Raw genomic sequence first — 14,425 nt, forward strand, 5'->3', positions numbered from 1 at the left:
TAGGAGCGGGCTTGCCCCCGCGAAAATGCTACGCCCGCACCGCCACCGTCTCTGGCTTCCGGAACACAAACAACAACCCGATCACAATCAAGCCCATACCCAGCAGGCTCAATGCCGCCAAACGATTACCGAAGATCAGGTAATCCATCAATGCCGTCACCGCTGGCACCAAATAGAACAGGCTGGTGACATTGACCAGGTTGCCACGGGCAATCAGCCGGTACAGCAGCAAGGTTGCCAACAGCGAAACCACCAGCCCCATCCACAGTAAGGCACCAATGAAGCTGCCGGTGAACTCGGCCTGCAGCGGCTGGAACGGCGCAAACACCGCACACATCAGCAAGCCGGCAAAGTATTGCAGCGGCAACGTCCCCATCGGGTTACTGGTAATGCGCTTTTGCATGATCGAGCCCCACGTCATGCTCGCCAGTGCCAGCAAGGCGAAAAGCATCCCGGTCAGGGAAACCCCACCCAGGTTGATGCTTTGGTAGACCACCATGATCAGCCCACTCAAGCCAAGCCCCAGGCCGAACAAGCGACTCCAGGAGCGCTGGCGCTCCATCAAGACGATGGTAAGGATCGGTTGCACCCCCATGACCGTGGCCATGACGCCCGGGGTCACGTGCGTGTTCAGCGCCAGCAAATAGAAGATCTGATAGGCACCGAGCAGCACCGCCCCGGTCGCCAGCGCCTGCCACACTGCCGCCCGCCCGCGCGGCCAGCGCAACTTGAGCAATGGTGCGAGCAACAACAAACCGCACAAGGCCAAAGCCGAGCGCATCAGCAGGAATGCAAAGGGACTGGCGTGGGCAAGGCCCAGCTTGGACACAATCGCCCCGCTACTCCAAAGCAGGACAAACAGGCTGGTAGTGGCCGCCGAGGCCACGGAGTCTTTCGAAAAAACAAACATGAATGCCACCTGTAATTCGGGCAAATAAGCCGAACGGTGCCGCCCAGTGTGGACAGCCAACCGTATTCAGTAGGGTTCAGATGTGACGGGATGCAGCGAATGGCCGCTTAGCCCAGCACTACCACGCTACTGACAGGTGGTGGGTAGTGACTGATCATGGCTGGCTGCTGACTCCCGCACACGACTACCACCGCGTCGGGCGCGGTAGCGAATACGGTGCTGAGAGGAGAAGCTGGCATGAGCAGGTCTTCGGTGAGATGAAGTGGATCTGACTATAGCGGTGAGTTTATCGCGGGGCAAGCCCGCTCCCACAGTAGAATTATCACCATCCCTGTGGGAGCGGGCTTGCCCCGCGATGCTGTATCAGAACAACCAGCGATACAACAGATAAGCCACCACCACCGCCAACACCGGGCGCAGCACCCGGTAAGCCTTGGGATTGGCACGTTTGAACTGCTTGACCTTACCGCTGATGACGTTGCTGAAGCGCTTGCTCCAGGCATACGCCTGGTTGATTCCACCCACACGCTCATCGTCGGTGTTCTGCGGCGCGGTAGCGCGGCCGAGGAAGGCGCTGACCTTACGGTTGATGCGGGTCATCAATGGGCTGTTGAGCGGGCGCTCGACGTCACAGAAAAGGATCACCCGGGTCGTTTCGGTTTCGTTTTTCACCCAGTGCACGTAGGTTTCATCGAACATCACGTCTTCACCGTCGCGCCAAGCGTAGGCCTGACCATCGACGTAAATACGGCAGTTGTCAGAGTTTGGCGTCGACAGGCCCAGGTGATAACGCAAGGAACCTGCGAACGGATCACGGTGCGGGTTCAGGTGACTGCCGCCGGGCAACAGCGCAAACATCGCGCCCTTGACGTTTGGAATGCTGTTGACCAGCTCGACGGTTTTCGGGCACAACACCTCAGCCGATGGCAACGGTTTGTCGTACCACTTCAGGTAAAAACGCTTCCAACCCTTCTTGAAGAAGGAACCGAAGCCGGCGTCGTTGTCTTTCTCCGCCGCACGGATGTAGCCCTCGTCGAACAGGTGCATGGCCTCTTCGCGAATGACTTCCCAATTCTCCTTGAGCACATCCAGCTCTGGAAAACGGTTGCGGTCCAGGTAAGGTTTGGAGGGCACGCCAGAGAACAGATACATCAAGGCGTTATAAGGGGCGAACAGCGCCGAATGGTTGACGAACTGGCGCAGCATTGGCAAGCGTGCCTTGCCGCGCAGGTGTACGTACAGCGTGCTGCCGAAAAACAGCAGCAATACACCTGCCTTGGCGACAAAGGAAAAAGTCATGCATCACTCCTTGGAATTTCGACCCGGCTATCGCTGCCAGATTAATCGAGCATCATAAACCGATCCGGCCCCGGTAAAAATAACCGCTGCCAGCATTCAGTATTAAGGATTGTGCAATAAACACCGGCGCATTTTTTTGCGCCGGGTCAGCCGCAAAGCCCGTTACTGCAGGTTTTCCTGGTCGGTGAACAGGTCGCTGAAGAGCATGCTCGACAGGTAACGCTCACCAGAGTCAGGCAGGATCACCACAATGGTCTTGCCCTGCATTTCCGGCTTCTCTGCCAGGCGCACTGCCGCTGCCATTGCCGCACCGCAGGAAATTCCGCAAAGGATCCCCTCTTCCTGCATCAAACGCAGGGCCATCGCCTTGGACTCTTCGTCACTGACCAGTTCGACTTGGTCGACCATGCTCAGGTCAAGGTTATTGGGTACAAAACCGGCACCGATACCCTGGATTTTGTGCGGGCTGGGCTTGATCTCTTCACCGGCCAGCGCCTGGGTGATCACTGGCGACACCAAGGGCTCGACCGCCACCGAGAGGATGGCTTTGCCCTGGGTCTGTTTGATATAGCGCGATACACCTGTAATGGTGCCGCCTGTACCCACGCCGGCCACCAGCACATCCACCGCGCCATCGGTGTCGTTCCAGATCTCCGGACCGGTAGTCTTCTCATGAATCGCCGGGTTGGCCGGGTTATCGAACTGGGCAGGCATGAAATAGGTGGACGGGTCGCTGGCAACGATTTCAGCGGCTTTCTCGATGGCACCTTTCATGCCCTTGGCCGGTTCGGTAAGCACCAGCTCCGCGCCCAGCGCCTTCAGCACCTTGCGACGTTCGATGCTCATCGACGCCGGCATGGTCAGCATCAGCTTGTATCCACGGGCTGCGGCGACGAACGCCAGGCCAATACCGGTGTTACCCGAGGTAGGTTCAACGATGGTCATACCGGTCTTGAGCTTACCGCTGCCTTCCGCGTCCCAGATCATGTTCGCGCCAATCCGGCATTTGACTGAATAACCCGGGTTGCGCCCTTCAATCTTGGCCAGGATGGTAACCCCACGCGGGGCGATGCGGTTGATCTGAACCAACGGCGTGTTGCCGATGGAGTGCGCATTGTCAGCAAAGATACGGCTCATGACGGGGGTCCTTTTAGCACCGGAGCAGAAAACTTCAAGGGTAAGCCTGCCTCTTGGGCGAGTCCACCCCTGACACCTTCTGCAACGTTCTGGGGCTGACCAAGTCATCAAGTGACGCTCCATTCAGAGACTGAATAGAGCGTTTGCGTTCCCAGTCGCACGGGCCCCGCGTTATAGTCGTGCATAACAATTTTTCCGCCAGGGGCTGCGTACCCCGGCGCTACGGTAGAGGATCGGTTCATGAAGTTCGAAGGCACCCGCTCATACGTCGCCACAGACGACCTGAAACTGGCCGTCAACGCGGCGATCACCCTGGAGCGGCCTTTGCTGGTCAAGGGTGAACCCGGCACCGGTAAAACCATGCTCGCCGAACAGTTGGCCGAATCCTTTGGCGCCAAGCTGATCACCTGGCACATCAAATCGACCACCAAGGCGCATCAGGGCCTCTACGAATACGATGCGGTGAGCCGCCTGCGCGATTCGCAACTGGGCGTCGACAAAGTCCATGACGTGCGCAACTACCTGAAGAAAGGCAAGCTCTGGGAGGCGTTCGAATCCGAAGAGCGGGTGATCCTGCTGATCGACGAAATCGACAAGGCCGATATCGAGTTCCCCAACGACCTGTTGCAGGAACTGGACAAGATGGAGTTCTACGTTTACGAGACCGACGAGACGATCAAAGCCAAACAGCGCCCGATCATCATCATTACCTCGAACAACGAAAAAGAACTGCCAGACGCCTTCCTACGCCGCTGCTTCTTCCACTACATCGCCTTCCCGGATCGCGACACCCTGCAGCAGATTGTCGATGTGCACTACCCCAACATCAAGAAAGACCTGGTCAGCGAAGCGCTGGACGTGTTCTTTGATGTACGCAAAGTCCCGGGCCTGAAGAAAAAGCCGTCCACTTCCGAACTGGTCGACTGGCTCAAACTGCTGATGGCCGACAACATCGGCGAAGCCGTGCTGCGTGAACGCGATCCGACCAAAGCTATCCCGCCACTGGCTGGCGCCCTGGTGAAGAACGAACAGGACGTGCAACTGCTGGAACGCCTGGCGTTCATGAGCCGTCGCGGTAACCGCTGAGTCGGGAGGCAATTGCCATGCTGCTCAATCTGTTCAATGAAATGCGCGCGGCCAAGGTGCCTGTGTCGGTGCGAGAACTGCTTGATCTGCTCAATGCACTCAAGCAGCGGGTGACCTTTGCCGACATGGACGAGTTCTACTTCCTGTCGCGGGCCATCCTGGTCAAGGACGAGCGTCACTTCGACAAGTTCGACCGTGCCTTCTCCGCCTACTTCAAAGGCCTGGAGAACCTCGACCGGCACCTGGAAGCCCTGATTCCCGAAGATTGGTTGCGCAAGGAGTTCGAACGCTCACTGACTGACGAAGAGCGCGCGCAAATCCAGTCTCTCGGCGGCCTGGACAAGCTCATCGAAGAGTTCAAAAAGCGCCTGGAAGAACAGAAGGAACGCCATGCCGGCGGCAACAAATGGATCGGCACTGGCGGTACCAGCCCGTTCGGCTCAGGTGGTTTCAACCCCGAAGGCATTCGTGTGGGCGATGCTGGCAAGCGCCAGGGCAAGGCCGTCAAAGTCTGGGATCAGCGCGAATACAAAAACCTGGATGATCAGGTTGAGCTGGGCACGCGCAACATCAAGCTCGCGCTGCGCCGCTTGCGCAAATTCGCCCGTCAGGGCGCCGCTGAAGAACTGGACATCGATGGCACCATCGACCACACCGCCCGCGATGCCGGCCTGCTGAACATTCAGATGCGCCCAGAGCGACGCAACAGCGTCAAATTGCTGCTGTTGTTCGATATCGGCGGTTCGATGGATGCGCACGTGAGAATCTGCGAGGAATTGTTCTCGGCCTGCAAGACCGAGTTCAAGCACCTGGAGTACTACTACTTCCACAACTTCGTGTACGAGTCGGTGTGGAAGAACAACATGCGCCGTACTTCAGAACGCACCTCGACCATGGATTTGCTGCATAAATACGGTGCCGACTACAAAGTGGTATTCGTCGGCGACGCGGCCATGGCGCCCTACGAAATCACCCAACCGGGGGGTAGCGTCGAGCACTGGAACGAAGAAGCCGGTTATGTGTGGATGCAGCGCTTCATGGAGAAGTACAAGAAGCTTATCTGGATCAACCCGTACCCCAAAGACACCTGGGGTTACACCGCCTCGACCAACATCGTGCGCGAGCTGGTCGAAGACCGGATGTTCCCACTGACCTTGAGCGGCCTGGAAGAAGGCATGCGTTTCCTGTCCAAATAAAGCACCCTCTGTGGGAGCGGGCTTGCCCCGCGATTACGATGTGACTGACACACCGCTATCGCGGGGCAAGCCCGCTCCCACCGGACTGCGACTCAGTCTTCAAACTGCAGCAAAAAATCCCGCTGTTGTTGCCAAGCCAGTTCCTGCACCACCGGCCTGAACCTGACCACACTTCCCGGTAACAACTGCGCCAGCCTGGCCAAGGCCAGTGGCGTCAACGCTCCCAGGCGCGGATAGCCGCCAATGGTCTGGCGATCATTGAGCAATACAATCGGCTGCCCGTCCGGCGGCACCTGCACCGCCCCCAAGGGAATTCCCTCGGAAATCATCGGCGCGCCCTGATACTGCAAAGCCGGCCCCAGCAAACGCATGCCCATGCGGTCGGCACGGCTGTCGAGGGTCCAGTCACGGTTGAACGCTTCAAATAGGCTGGTACCGCTGAAGTCGCCGATCTGCGCACCCAGCACCAGGTCGAGCGGGCTGTTGTCGCTCAGGTCTGGCCGCAAGGCGTCGGGCACTGCCTTCAAGGCTGGGGCGACCCCGTGATACGCCAGTTCCTGGCCTTTGGCCAAGGCTGAACCCAGACCATCAAGGCCACCCAGCTCCTCACGCACCACGCTGGCACAACTGCCCAACACCTGCGGCGCATCGAAACCACCCGGCGCCGCCAGGTAAGCGCGCGCGCCCTGCAACGGTTGATTCAGGCGCAAACGCTGACCTTGCTTGAGGGTAAAACTGCCCCAAGGCTTGAGTGGTTCACCGTCAATGCGCGCATCCAGATCAGCCCCCGCCAGGGCCAGGCAGCAATCTTGTTCAGCGACCAGGCTGAAACCACCGAGGGTGACTTCCACCACCGCCGCATCGGCAGGGTTGCCCAGCAACCAGTTGGCCCAGCGCATCGAGACCCAGTCCAGCGCCCCGCCCTGAGTCACGCCCAAGTGGCGTACACCAAAGCGTCCAGCGTCCTGCAACAGGCACAGCGGGGTGCTGGCCTCAATCGACAAGCGGCTCATGCCGAAGCCTCCAGCGGAGTATCGTCGCCGCCCAGGTTGATGAAGGTAGCGTGATCCACCGCAACGAAGCGCACCCGATCGCCCGGCTGCAGCAAGCTGTAACCGTCACGCTCGCGGTCGAACAGTTTGCTCGGTGTACGGCCAATCAGGTTCCAGCCACCAGGCGACACGGCCGGGTATGCGGCCGTCTGGCGCTCGGCAATGCCCACGCTACCTGCCGCCACGCGCTTACGTGGGGTGGCCAGACGAGGCGTGGCCAAGGCTTCTTCCACCAACCCCATAAAGGCAAAGCCGGGAGCAAAACCGAGGGCAAATACCTGATACTCACGTTCGCTGTGGCGACGGACAATATCGGCCACCGAGGTGCGACAGCGCTCGGCCAGCAGGCTCAGCTCCGGGCCGACACTCAGGTCGTACCACACCGGCACTTCGTGCTGCCGCCCACCGCTGCCATTGTCTGGCTGCAGATTCTCCAGCGCTTCGCGAACCAGTACCCGGGCTTGCTCCGGCGACAGGTGCAGCAAGTCGAAATGCACCATCACCGTGGTGTACGACGGCACCAGATCAATCAGCCGCTCGCCGAGCACCACCCGCAGACGCTGACTGACAGCCAGCATCCACGGCATGTTGGCCTCATCAATGGCGTCGAACAGGCGCACCATCAGGCAGTCGATGGCCACCGTCTCAATGCGGTAGTTCATGACGCCACCAGCGCATCAAGGGCCTGACGAATCTGCTGAACTGCTGCCACCGAACTTTCGTTATCTCCGTGCACGCACAGCGTCTGTGCCTGCAGGTACAGCTCACTGCCGTCTGCGGCGATCAAAGGCTCGCCCCGGGCCAGACGCAAGGCCTGATCGACAATACGTGCCGGGTCATGATGCACCGCACCCGGCAGGCGCCGAGACACCAGACGACCAGCCGCATTGTAGGCACGATCGGCAAACGCCTCGAACCACAAGGTCACGCCGTATTCATCGCCCAACGCCTGCGCAGCGCTGTTATCCGCCGTCGCCATGAGCATCAACGGCATCTGCCGGTCGTAGCTGGCCACCGCTTCGAGCACTGCCCGCAGCTTCAACGGCTCGGCCATCATGTCGTTGTACAACGCGCCATGGGGTTTGACGTAGGCCACACGGGTGCCCTGGGTGCGGCAGATGCCGTCCAGCGCACCGATCTGGTAATGCAGCAGGTCACGAATTTCCTCGGCACTGCAGGCCATGGAGCGGCGGCCGAAACCCGCCAGGTCCTGATAGGCCGGATGAGCACCGATGCGCACTTGGTTGGCCGTGGCCAGGGCCACGGTCTTGCGCATGATGCCCGGGTCGCCGGCATGGAAACCGCAGGCGATATTGGCACAATCGACAAAGGGCATGACCTGGGCGTCCAGGCCCATGGTCCAGCTGCCGAAACTCTCACCCATATCGCAATTCAGTAATAGGCGGCTCACGTCTGTGACTCCTTCAGGCTCGGCCTCAGTGGGCTTCAAGTTCTTTGCCGCGGGTTTCCGGCAAGCTCAACGCTGCCAGAATTACCACCCCGTACGACACTGCGGCAAATGCACCGATACCCAGGCCCAGGGGAATTTTCTGGCTGAGCATACCGATCAGCAGCGGGAAGAATGCTGCCAGTGCACGGCCAATGTTGTAGCAAAAGCCCTGCCCTGAACCGCGAATACGGGTTGGGAACAATTCGGTGAGAAATGACCCCATGCCGCTGAAAATACCCGAGGCGAAGAAGCCCAACGGGAAGCCGAGCCACAGCATCACGCCGTTGCTTACCTGCATCTGGGTGTACAGCAAGACGATGATGAACGAGCCCACGGCGAACAGAATGAAGTTCTTTTTACGACCCAGCAGGTCGGTGAGGTAGGCACTGATCACGTAGCCGACGTAAGAACCGACGATGACCATGGCCAGGTAACCACCCGTACCCAGCACGCTCAAGCCACGCTCGTTCTTGAGGAAGGTCGGCAACCAGGAGGTGATCGCGTAGTAACCACCCAGGGCACCGGTGGTCAGCAGCGAGGCACGGATTGTGGTGAACAGCATGCCCGGTGCGAAAATCTCGTAGAAATGCGACGGCGCTTCGGTTTTTTCCGCGGCCTTGGTCTGTTGGTAGATTTCCGGGTCTTTAACCAGACGACGAACGAAGATCACAAACACCGCTGGCACAATGCCCAGCAGGAACAGGGCGCGCCAGGCATCTTCGGGCGGCAACAAGGAGAACAACACGGCGTACAGAATCGCGGTCAGGCCCCAACCAATGGCCCAGCCCGACTGCACCATACCCACGGCCTTGCCGCGGTCCTTGGCGCGAATGACTTCACCGATCAGCACAGCGCCTGCGGTCCATTCACCGCCGAAGCCAAAGCCCATCAAGGTACGCGCGATCAGCAGTTGCTCGTAGTTCTGGGCAAAGCCACAAAGGAAGGTGAAAAACGCAAACCACAGCACCGTCAGTTGCAGCGTGCGTACGCGGCCGATGCGGTCGGAGAGGATGCCGGCGATCCAGCCACCCAGCGCCGAGGCAATCAGGGTGCTGGTGTGAATCAAGCCCGCTTCAGCGGTGGTGATGCCCCACAGCATGATCAAGGTGGGGATGACGAAGCTGAGCATCTGGGTGTCCATGCCATCGAGGCCGTAGCCGATCTTGCAGCTCCAGAAGGTCCGTCGTTCCTGCTTGTTGATATTGCGGTACCAGTCAAAGGGACCGGCCACTGACCTGGATTCGACCTGTTGCTGCACGCCCGATGGGTTCATGGTTGCCTCAGCTTGTTGGTATTGTTTTAAAGGCGGCGATCTTTGTCGCAACCTGACTGTCATTTTTCGATGGGCGCCGATTGCCGTCCAACGAGAAAAACCAGCGGTCTGGGATAAGAAAAAATTGATCAGTGAGCGTGCCATGAACCTCAAGTTCCTCGAAACCTTCGTCTGGGTCGCCCGGCTCAAGAGTTTTCGCCTGACCGCCGAAAAGCTCTTTACCACCCAAGCGTCGATCTCCAGCCGTATCGCCGCGCTGGAAGCCGACCTTGGGGTCAAGCTGCTGCTGCGCGATTCACGCGGGGTGAGCCTGACACCTGAGGGCAGCAAGGTGCTGGAATACGCTGAGCAGATGCTCGACACCGCCAAGGCGCTCAAGCAATCGCTGGACAGCGACCGCGCCAAGGTCGGGCGTGTGCGCCTGGGGGTGATGGACACGGTCATCCACACCTGGATGAGCCCGTTGGTCTCGGAATTGATGGAGCGCTACCCGCAGGTTGAAATCGAACTAGTCGCCGATACCGCGCTCAACTTGCGCGAACAGCTGCAAAAAGGCTTTCTTGATGTAATTCTGCAAACCGATCTGCTGCGCCAGGAATCGATCCGCAGCCTCGACTTGGCGCGCTACCCCATGGGCTGGATTGTCGCCAGCCAGTCGATCTACAACCGCGATTACGCTTCGCTGTCCGAGCTGGCGCGCGAGCGCATCGTAACTTTTTCAAAAAACTCCCGACCGCACCAGGAAGTCCTCAGCCTGCTACAGGCCGAAGGCGTCAGTGCGCCGCGTTTGAACTGTGTGAATTCGGTGGCCGCGATTACCCGCTTGCTGCGCGACGGTTTCGGCATCGGTGCCCTGCCGCCAGCGCTGGTCAGCGAAGAACTGGCCCGGGGTGAACTGACCCTGCTGCCATTGCCCCAGCAACCGCCAAGCCTGGAACTGGTGGTGGCCTGGCAGACCGGGGTCGAGCTGGTCGATGAAGTGGTGGCGCTGTGTCGCAACGTGCTTGAACGATACGCCGCCAACGCCGGGCCTGAGCGCATCAGGCTGGTTTAGCGCCAGCTCTCGGCTACCGGTTTACGCCGCCCGCCCAACACCACCCAGGCAACCAGCAACAGCAGGCTTTCCACCAGCAGGGCCAGCAACAGCGCACAACTCAAGCCCCAGGCCAGGGCCTCGGGGGCAAGCAGAATCTGGTAGTTGTACCCCTTGAGGGTTTCTTCACGCAGCTGGCTGTCGGCATTCACCAACACATGCCAGGTGCGCTGCCACCAGGGCCCCTGAAGGATCTGCCATTCGCGCTCGAACAGGCGATTGCGGATCAACAGGCTTTCAATGCTGTTGGCGTCGCTGTTGAACACCGGATCGTCGCTACTGCGGTAATGGCGCACCAACGCCTGCAGGTCACCGTTGAAGAAGCGTCGGGCAGTAGCCTCGAAACCTTTCAGGCCCTCACGGGATTCCAGCAGATGCGCCTCGACCCGCTGACCATAGTCATTGATCAGGCCCGGTACCTGCACCCCTACCAACAACCCGAAGGTGAACAGCAGCAACCGCAGGTAACTTCTGAACATGGGCTATTCCTTAGCGTTGTCCTTGAGCGATGCACTCACCACGGCGCCACAACGCCCACTGGCCCGGCTCGTAGCGCTGCCAGGTTTCGTTCTCGGTCAACGCTTCGGTGGCGATCACCGTGACCACGTCATTGGGTGTGGTTTCGGCCTGAAAGTCGACGATCATGTCGACATCCTTAAGGCGCGCCGGCCCGAACGGCGCCCGACGGGTGATATGCACCAGCTTGGTCGAGCAGAAGCAAAACAGCCAGTCACCATCGCTGAGCAGACAATTGAACACGCCCTTTGCACGGTACTCGGCACAGGCCTCAACCAACACCGGTAGCAGTTCTTCAACCGCCACCGGCTCGGGGAAGGCCTCACGCACGCGGTTGAGCAGGTCGCAAAACGCCGCTTCGCTGTCGGTGTCACCAATCGGCCGGTAGAAGCTGGCCTGGCCCTTGAACTCGCCCAGCTGACCGTTGTGGGCAAAACACCAGTTGCGCCCCCACAGTTCACGCACAAAGGGGTGGGTGTTCGACAGGCAGACTTTGCCGACATTGGCTTGGCGAATGTGGCCGATCACCACTTCACTCTTGATCGGATAACGCTGCACCAGGTTGGCCACTTCCGACTCACAGCTGGCCGCCGGATCCTGAAACAGGCGCAGGCCGCGGCCCTCATAGAAGCCGATACCCCAGCCATCACGGTGCGGCCCGGTGCGTCCGCCACGCTGCATCAGCCCGGTGAAGCTGAAGACAATGTCGGTCGGCACGTTGGCACTCATGCCCAATAGTTCACACATGCTTGGCTGCTCCCGAGCAAAAACTACAAGCGCGGCTCAACCCGCGGACGGTTGCCACCCTGCGACGCAGGAGGCGGGTCGCGATAGCGGTCGCGGCTGTCAGCGCCGAAGGATTCGCCGGCCACGGCGTGCTCGTTGTCACGCTGGGCGGCAGCCTCGGCCTGTTCGCGGCGCGCTTTGGCACGTTTTTCCAGCGGCCAACGCAGCACCACGAAGAGGCCATACAAGGCAAAGGCGATCATGCCGTACATGGCCAGGTCAGCGGCGGCGCGCAAGGCGTTGTTGCCGACCTTGAACAGCAGGTCGAGCGCGGTAATGGCAATAGCAGGGGCGAACTTGTCTTTGACCGGGTCGATGATGGTCGGGGTAAACAGCAAGACTGCCATCAGTACCCGTAGCGGTTCACGCAACCAGCGCCACATCCAGCGGGTCAGGCGAAAGCCCACCGCCAGGCAACCCAGGGCGGCCAGGGCGTAGAGGCCCCAGGCGAGCAGATAGTCGTTCTCGGTCATGGTGTCCGTGGCAAGCTAGGCAAATAGACGCTTATGATAAACACATTTCAGCGCGCAGGCGCCCCCCAGCCAAGAGATCACCGCATGTCCGCAGACGCCACCGCCCTCCTCGCCCCGATTGCCCACAAGGCCGAAGGCGCTGATCCCTATGCTTGGCTTCAGGAACGCGACAGCCCGCAAGTCATCGACTACCTGAACGCCGAGAACACCTATCAGCAAGCGCAACTGGCCGACCAGGCCGAGTTGCGTGAACAACTGTTCGAAGAGATCAAAGGGCGGATCCTGGAAACCGACCTGTCGCTACCGTCGCCCTGGGGCCCTTACCTGTACTACAGCCGCACCACTGCCGGCGAAGAGTACCCGCGTCATTACCGCTGCCCGCGCCCGGCAGACGACTCGAATGACGTCGATGAAAGCCAGGAAGAGCTGCTGCTAGACCCCAATCAACTGGCCAACGGTGGTTTTCTCTCACTCGGTGCCTTCAATGTCAGCCCCGACCACCAGCGCCTGGCCTACAGCCTCGACACCAGCGGCGATGAGGTCTACACCCTGTACGTCAAAGACCTGACCAGCGGCGCCATCGAGCAACTGCCGTTCGAGGAGTGCGACGGCAGCATGACATGGGCCAACGACAGCCAGACGCTGTTCTTCGCCACCCTGGACGACACCCACCGCCCACACAAATTGTTGCGTCATCGCCTCGGCCGCGAAGGCTGCGAACTGGTTTTCGAGGAAACCGACGGGCGCTTCTTCCTGCATTGCTACCGCGCCAGCTCCGAACGTCAATTGATCCTGCTGCTCAACAGCAAGACCACCAGCGAGGCCTGGGTGCTCGACGCTGAACAGCCGGACAACGCCTTCACCTGCCTGGCCGCCCGTGAAGAAGGCCACGAATACTTCCCCGACCACGGTCAGCTCGACGGCCAATGGCGCTGGTTCATCCGTACCAACCAGGATGGCATCAACTTCGCCCTGTACCAGGCCGACAGCGAACAAGTCCCGACCCGTGCGCAGTGGCAACTGCTGGTACCGCACCGCGACACAGTGATGCTTGAAGGTGTAAGCCTGAACGCCAGTGCCCTGAGCCTGAGCCTGCGTGAAGGCGGTTTGCCGATCATCGAGGTGCACCCACAAGGGCTGGCGCCGTACCGGGTGGAATTGCCCGATGCCGCCTACAGCCTGTACGTGCAGGACAGCCTGGAGTTTGCCAGCACGCGCATCCGTTTGCGCTATCAGGCCCTGAACCGCCCTGCGCAAGTACGTCAGCTGGAGCTGGCCGATGGCGCCCAGCAGGTACTCAAGGAAACCCCGGTACTGGGCCCCTTCGACCCGGACGCCTACGTCAGCCAGCGCCTGTGGGCCACGGCCAGTGACGGCACTCAGGTACCGATCAGCCTGGTGCAGCGGCGCAGTGACCTGGGCAAGCCCGTGCCGCTCTATCTTTATGGTTATGGCGCCTACGGCGAAAGCCTCGACCCGTGGTTTTCCCATGCCCGCCTGAGCTTGCTCGAACGCGGCGTGGCCTTTGCCATTGCCCATGTACGCGGCGGTGGTGAGCTGGGCGAAGCCTGGTACCGCGCGGGCAAGCAGGAACACAAACACAACACCTTCAGCGACTTCATCGCTTGCGCTGAACACCTGATCGCGCAAGGCGTGACCCGCGCCGACCAGTTGGTCATCAGCGGCGGCAGCGCTGGCGGCCTGTTAATCGGCGCAGTGCTCAACCAACGCCCTGAACTGTTCAAGGCAGCCATTGCCGAAGTGCCGTTTGTCGATGTGCTCAACACCATGCTCGATCCAGACCTGCCGCTGACCGTGACCGAGTATGACGAGTGGGGCAACCCGGAAGATCCCGACGTGTATGCGCGGATCAAGGCTTATGCTCCTTACGAGAACGTCAAGGCCCAGGCCTACCCGGCCTTGCTGGTGGTGGCGGGCTACAACGACAGCCGTGTGCAGTACTGGGAGGCGGCCAAATGGGTAGCCCGGTTGCGGGTCACCAAGACCGACAACAACCTGCTGCTGCTCAAAACCGAAATGGATGCCGGGCACGGCGGCATGAGCGGGCGCTATCAGGGCCTGCGGGATGTAGCGCTGGAATACAGTTTCGTCTTCAAAGTGCTCGGTATCGCATAACACCGCACAGTAGGAGCG

General features: G+C 60.2%; 15 protein-coding genes. 4 read left to right on the forward strand and 11 right to left on the reverse strand.

Annotation, left to right across the window (positions count from 1 at the left end; genetic code table 11):
- Positions 1–28: 28 nt before the first annotated feature.
- The 4 genes from E1573_RS26240 to cysK all read right to left on the reverse strand — a co-directional run bounded on the left by E1573_RS26240 (position 29) and on the right by cysK (position 3,346).
- A complete protein-coding gene (locus tag E1573_RS26240; RefSeq protein WP_133217443.1) occupies positions 29–910 on the reverse strand; it encodes a DMT family transporter in 882 nt (293 codons plus the stop codon).
- A gap of 107 nt (positions 911–1,017) precedes the next feature.
- The gene (locus tag E1573_RS27100; protein WP_256659633.1) at positions 1,018–1,149 is read right to left on the reverse strand and encodes a hypothetical protein; all 132 of its coding nucleotides are present in this window, start codon (positions 1,147–1,149) and stop codon (positions 1,018–1,020) included.
- Between the two features lie 124 nt (positions 1,150–1,273).
- Positions 1,274–2,209, reverse strand: a complete 936-nt coding sequence (locus E1573_RS26245; protein ID WP_133217444.1) for an aspartyl/asparaginyl beta-hydroxylase domain-containing protein — start codon at positions 2,207–2,209, stop codon at positions 1,274–1,276.
- A 162-nt stretch (positions 2,210–2,371) separates the two neighbouring features.
- Positions 2,372–3,346, reverse strand: a complete 975-nt coding sequence (cysK, locus tag E1573_RS26250) for a cysteine synthase A (RefSeq protein ID WP_133217445.1) — start codon at positions 3,344–3,346, stop codon at positions 2,372–2,374.
- A 240-nt stretch (positions 3,347–3,586) separates the two neighbouring features.
- Between cysK and E1573_RS26255 the strand changes: the two genes are divergently transcribed.
- Entirely contained in the window at positions 3,587–4,432 is an 846-nt protein-coding gene (locus tag E1573_RS26255) for a MoxR family ATPase (RefSeq protein ID WP_133217446.1), read from the forward strand.
- A gap of 17 nt (positions 4,433–4,449) precedes the next feature.
- Entirely contained in the window at positions 4,450–5,628 is a 1,179-nt protein-coding gene (locus E1573_RS26260; protein ID WP_133217447.1) for a VWA domain-containing protein, read from the forward strand.
- A 92-nt stretch (positions 5,629–5,720) separates the two neighbouring features.
- Here E1573_RS26260 and E1573_RS26265 read toward each other — a convergent pair whose 3' ends face one another.
- From E1573_RS26265 to E1573_RS26280, 4 genes are read right to left on the reverse strand one after another with little or no spacing between them, the layout of a single operon-like run.
- Positions 5,721–6,641, reverse strand: a complete 921-nt coding sequence (locus E1573_RS26265) for a biotin-dependent carboxyltransferase family protein (RefSeq protein ID WP_133217448.1) — start codon at positions 6,639–6,641, stop codon at positions 5,721–5,723.
- Complete coding sequence (gene pxpB, locus E1573_RS26270; protein ID WP_133217449.1) at positions 6,638–7,342, reverse strand: 5-oxoprolinase subunit PxpB; 705 nt, start codon at positions 7,340–7,342, stop codon at positions 6,638–6,640. The genes E1573_RS26265 and pxpB overlap by 4 nt, the downstream gene beginning before the upstream one ends.
- Entirely contained in the window at positions 7,339–8,091 is a 753-nt protein-coding gene (locus E1573_RS26275) for a 5-oxoprolinase subunit PxpA (protein WP_133217450.1), read from the reverse strand. The genes pxpB and E1573_RS26275 overlap by 4 nt, the downstream gene beginning before the upstream one ends.
- 25 nt (positions 8,092–8,116) lie before the next feature.
- Positions 8,117–9,403 carry an MFS transporter gene (locus E1573_RS26280; RefSeq protein ID WP_133217451.1) on the reverse strand — a complete coding sequence of 429 codons (1,287 nt, stop codon included), beginning with the start codon at positions 9,401–9,403 and terminating at the stop codon, positions 8,117–8,119.
- A gap of 142 nt (positions 9,404–9,545) precedes the next feature.
- Between E1573_RS26280 and E1573_RS26285 the strand changes: the two genes are divergently transcribed.
- Positions 9,546–10,457, forward strand: coding sequence for a LysR family transcriptional regulator (locus E1573_RS26285; protein WP_133217452.1), 912 nt, complete (start codon positions 9,546–9,548; stop codon positions 10,455–10,457).
- On the opposite strand, the gene E1573_RS26290 is transcribed toward E1573_RS26285, so the two are convergent.
- Genes E1573_RS26290 through E1573_RS26300 form a run of 3 tightly spaced genes read right to left on the reverse strand, consistent with a single transcriptional unit; the run spans position 10,454 to position 12,271 of the window.
- Complete coding sequence (locus E1573_RS26290) at positions 10,454–10,975, reverse strand: DUF2937 family protein (protein WP_133217453.1); 522 nt, start codon at positions 10,973–10,975, stop codon at positions 10,454–10,456. The genes E1573_RS26285 and E1573_RS26290 overlap by 4 nt on opposite strands.
- A gap of 10 nt (positions 10,976–10,985) precedes the next feature.
- Positions 10,986–11,759: a class II glutamine amidotransferase gene (locus E1573_RS26295; protein WP_133217454.1), complete on the reverse strand. Its 774-nt coding sequence runs from the start codon at positions 11,757–11,759 to the stop codon at positions 10,986–10,988.
- 23 nt (positions 11,760–11,782) lie between these two features.
- Positions 11,783–12,271, reverse strand: coding sequence for an MFS transporter (locus tag E1573_RS26300; protein ID WP_133217455.1), 489 nt, complete (start codon positions 12,269–12,271; stop codon positions 11,783–11,785).
- Positions 12,272–12,355: 84 nt separating this feature from the next.
- Between E1573_RS26300 and E1573_RS26305 the strand changes: the two genes are divergently transcribed.
- On the forward strand, positions 12,356–14,407 hold the full coding sequence (locus E1573_RS26305) for a S9 family peptidase (protein ID WP_133217456.1): 2,052 nt from the start codon (positions 12,356–12,358) through the stop codon (positions 14,405–14,407).
- Positions 14,408–14,425 lie beyond the last annotated feature (18 nt).

It is taken from the genome of Pseudomonas sp. H9 (assembly GCF_004353925.1).
Classification (GTDB): Bacteria; Pseudomonadota; Gammaproteobacteria; order Pseudomonadales; family Pseudomonadaceae; genus Aquipseudomonas.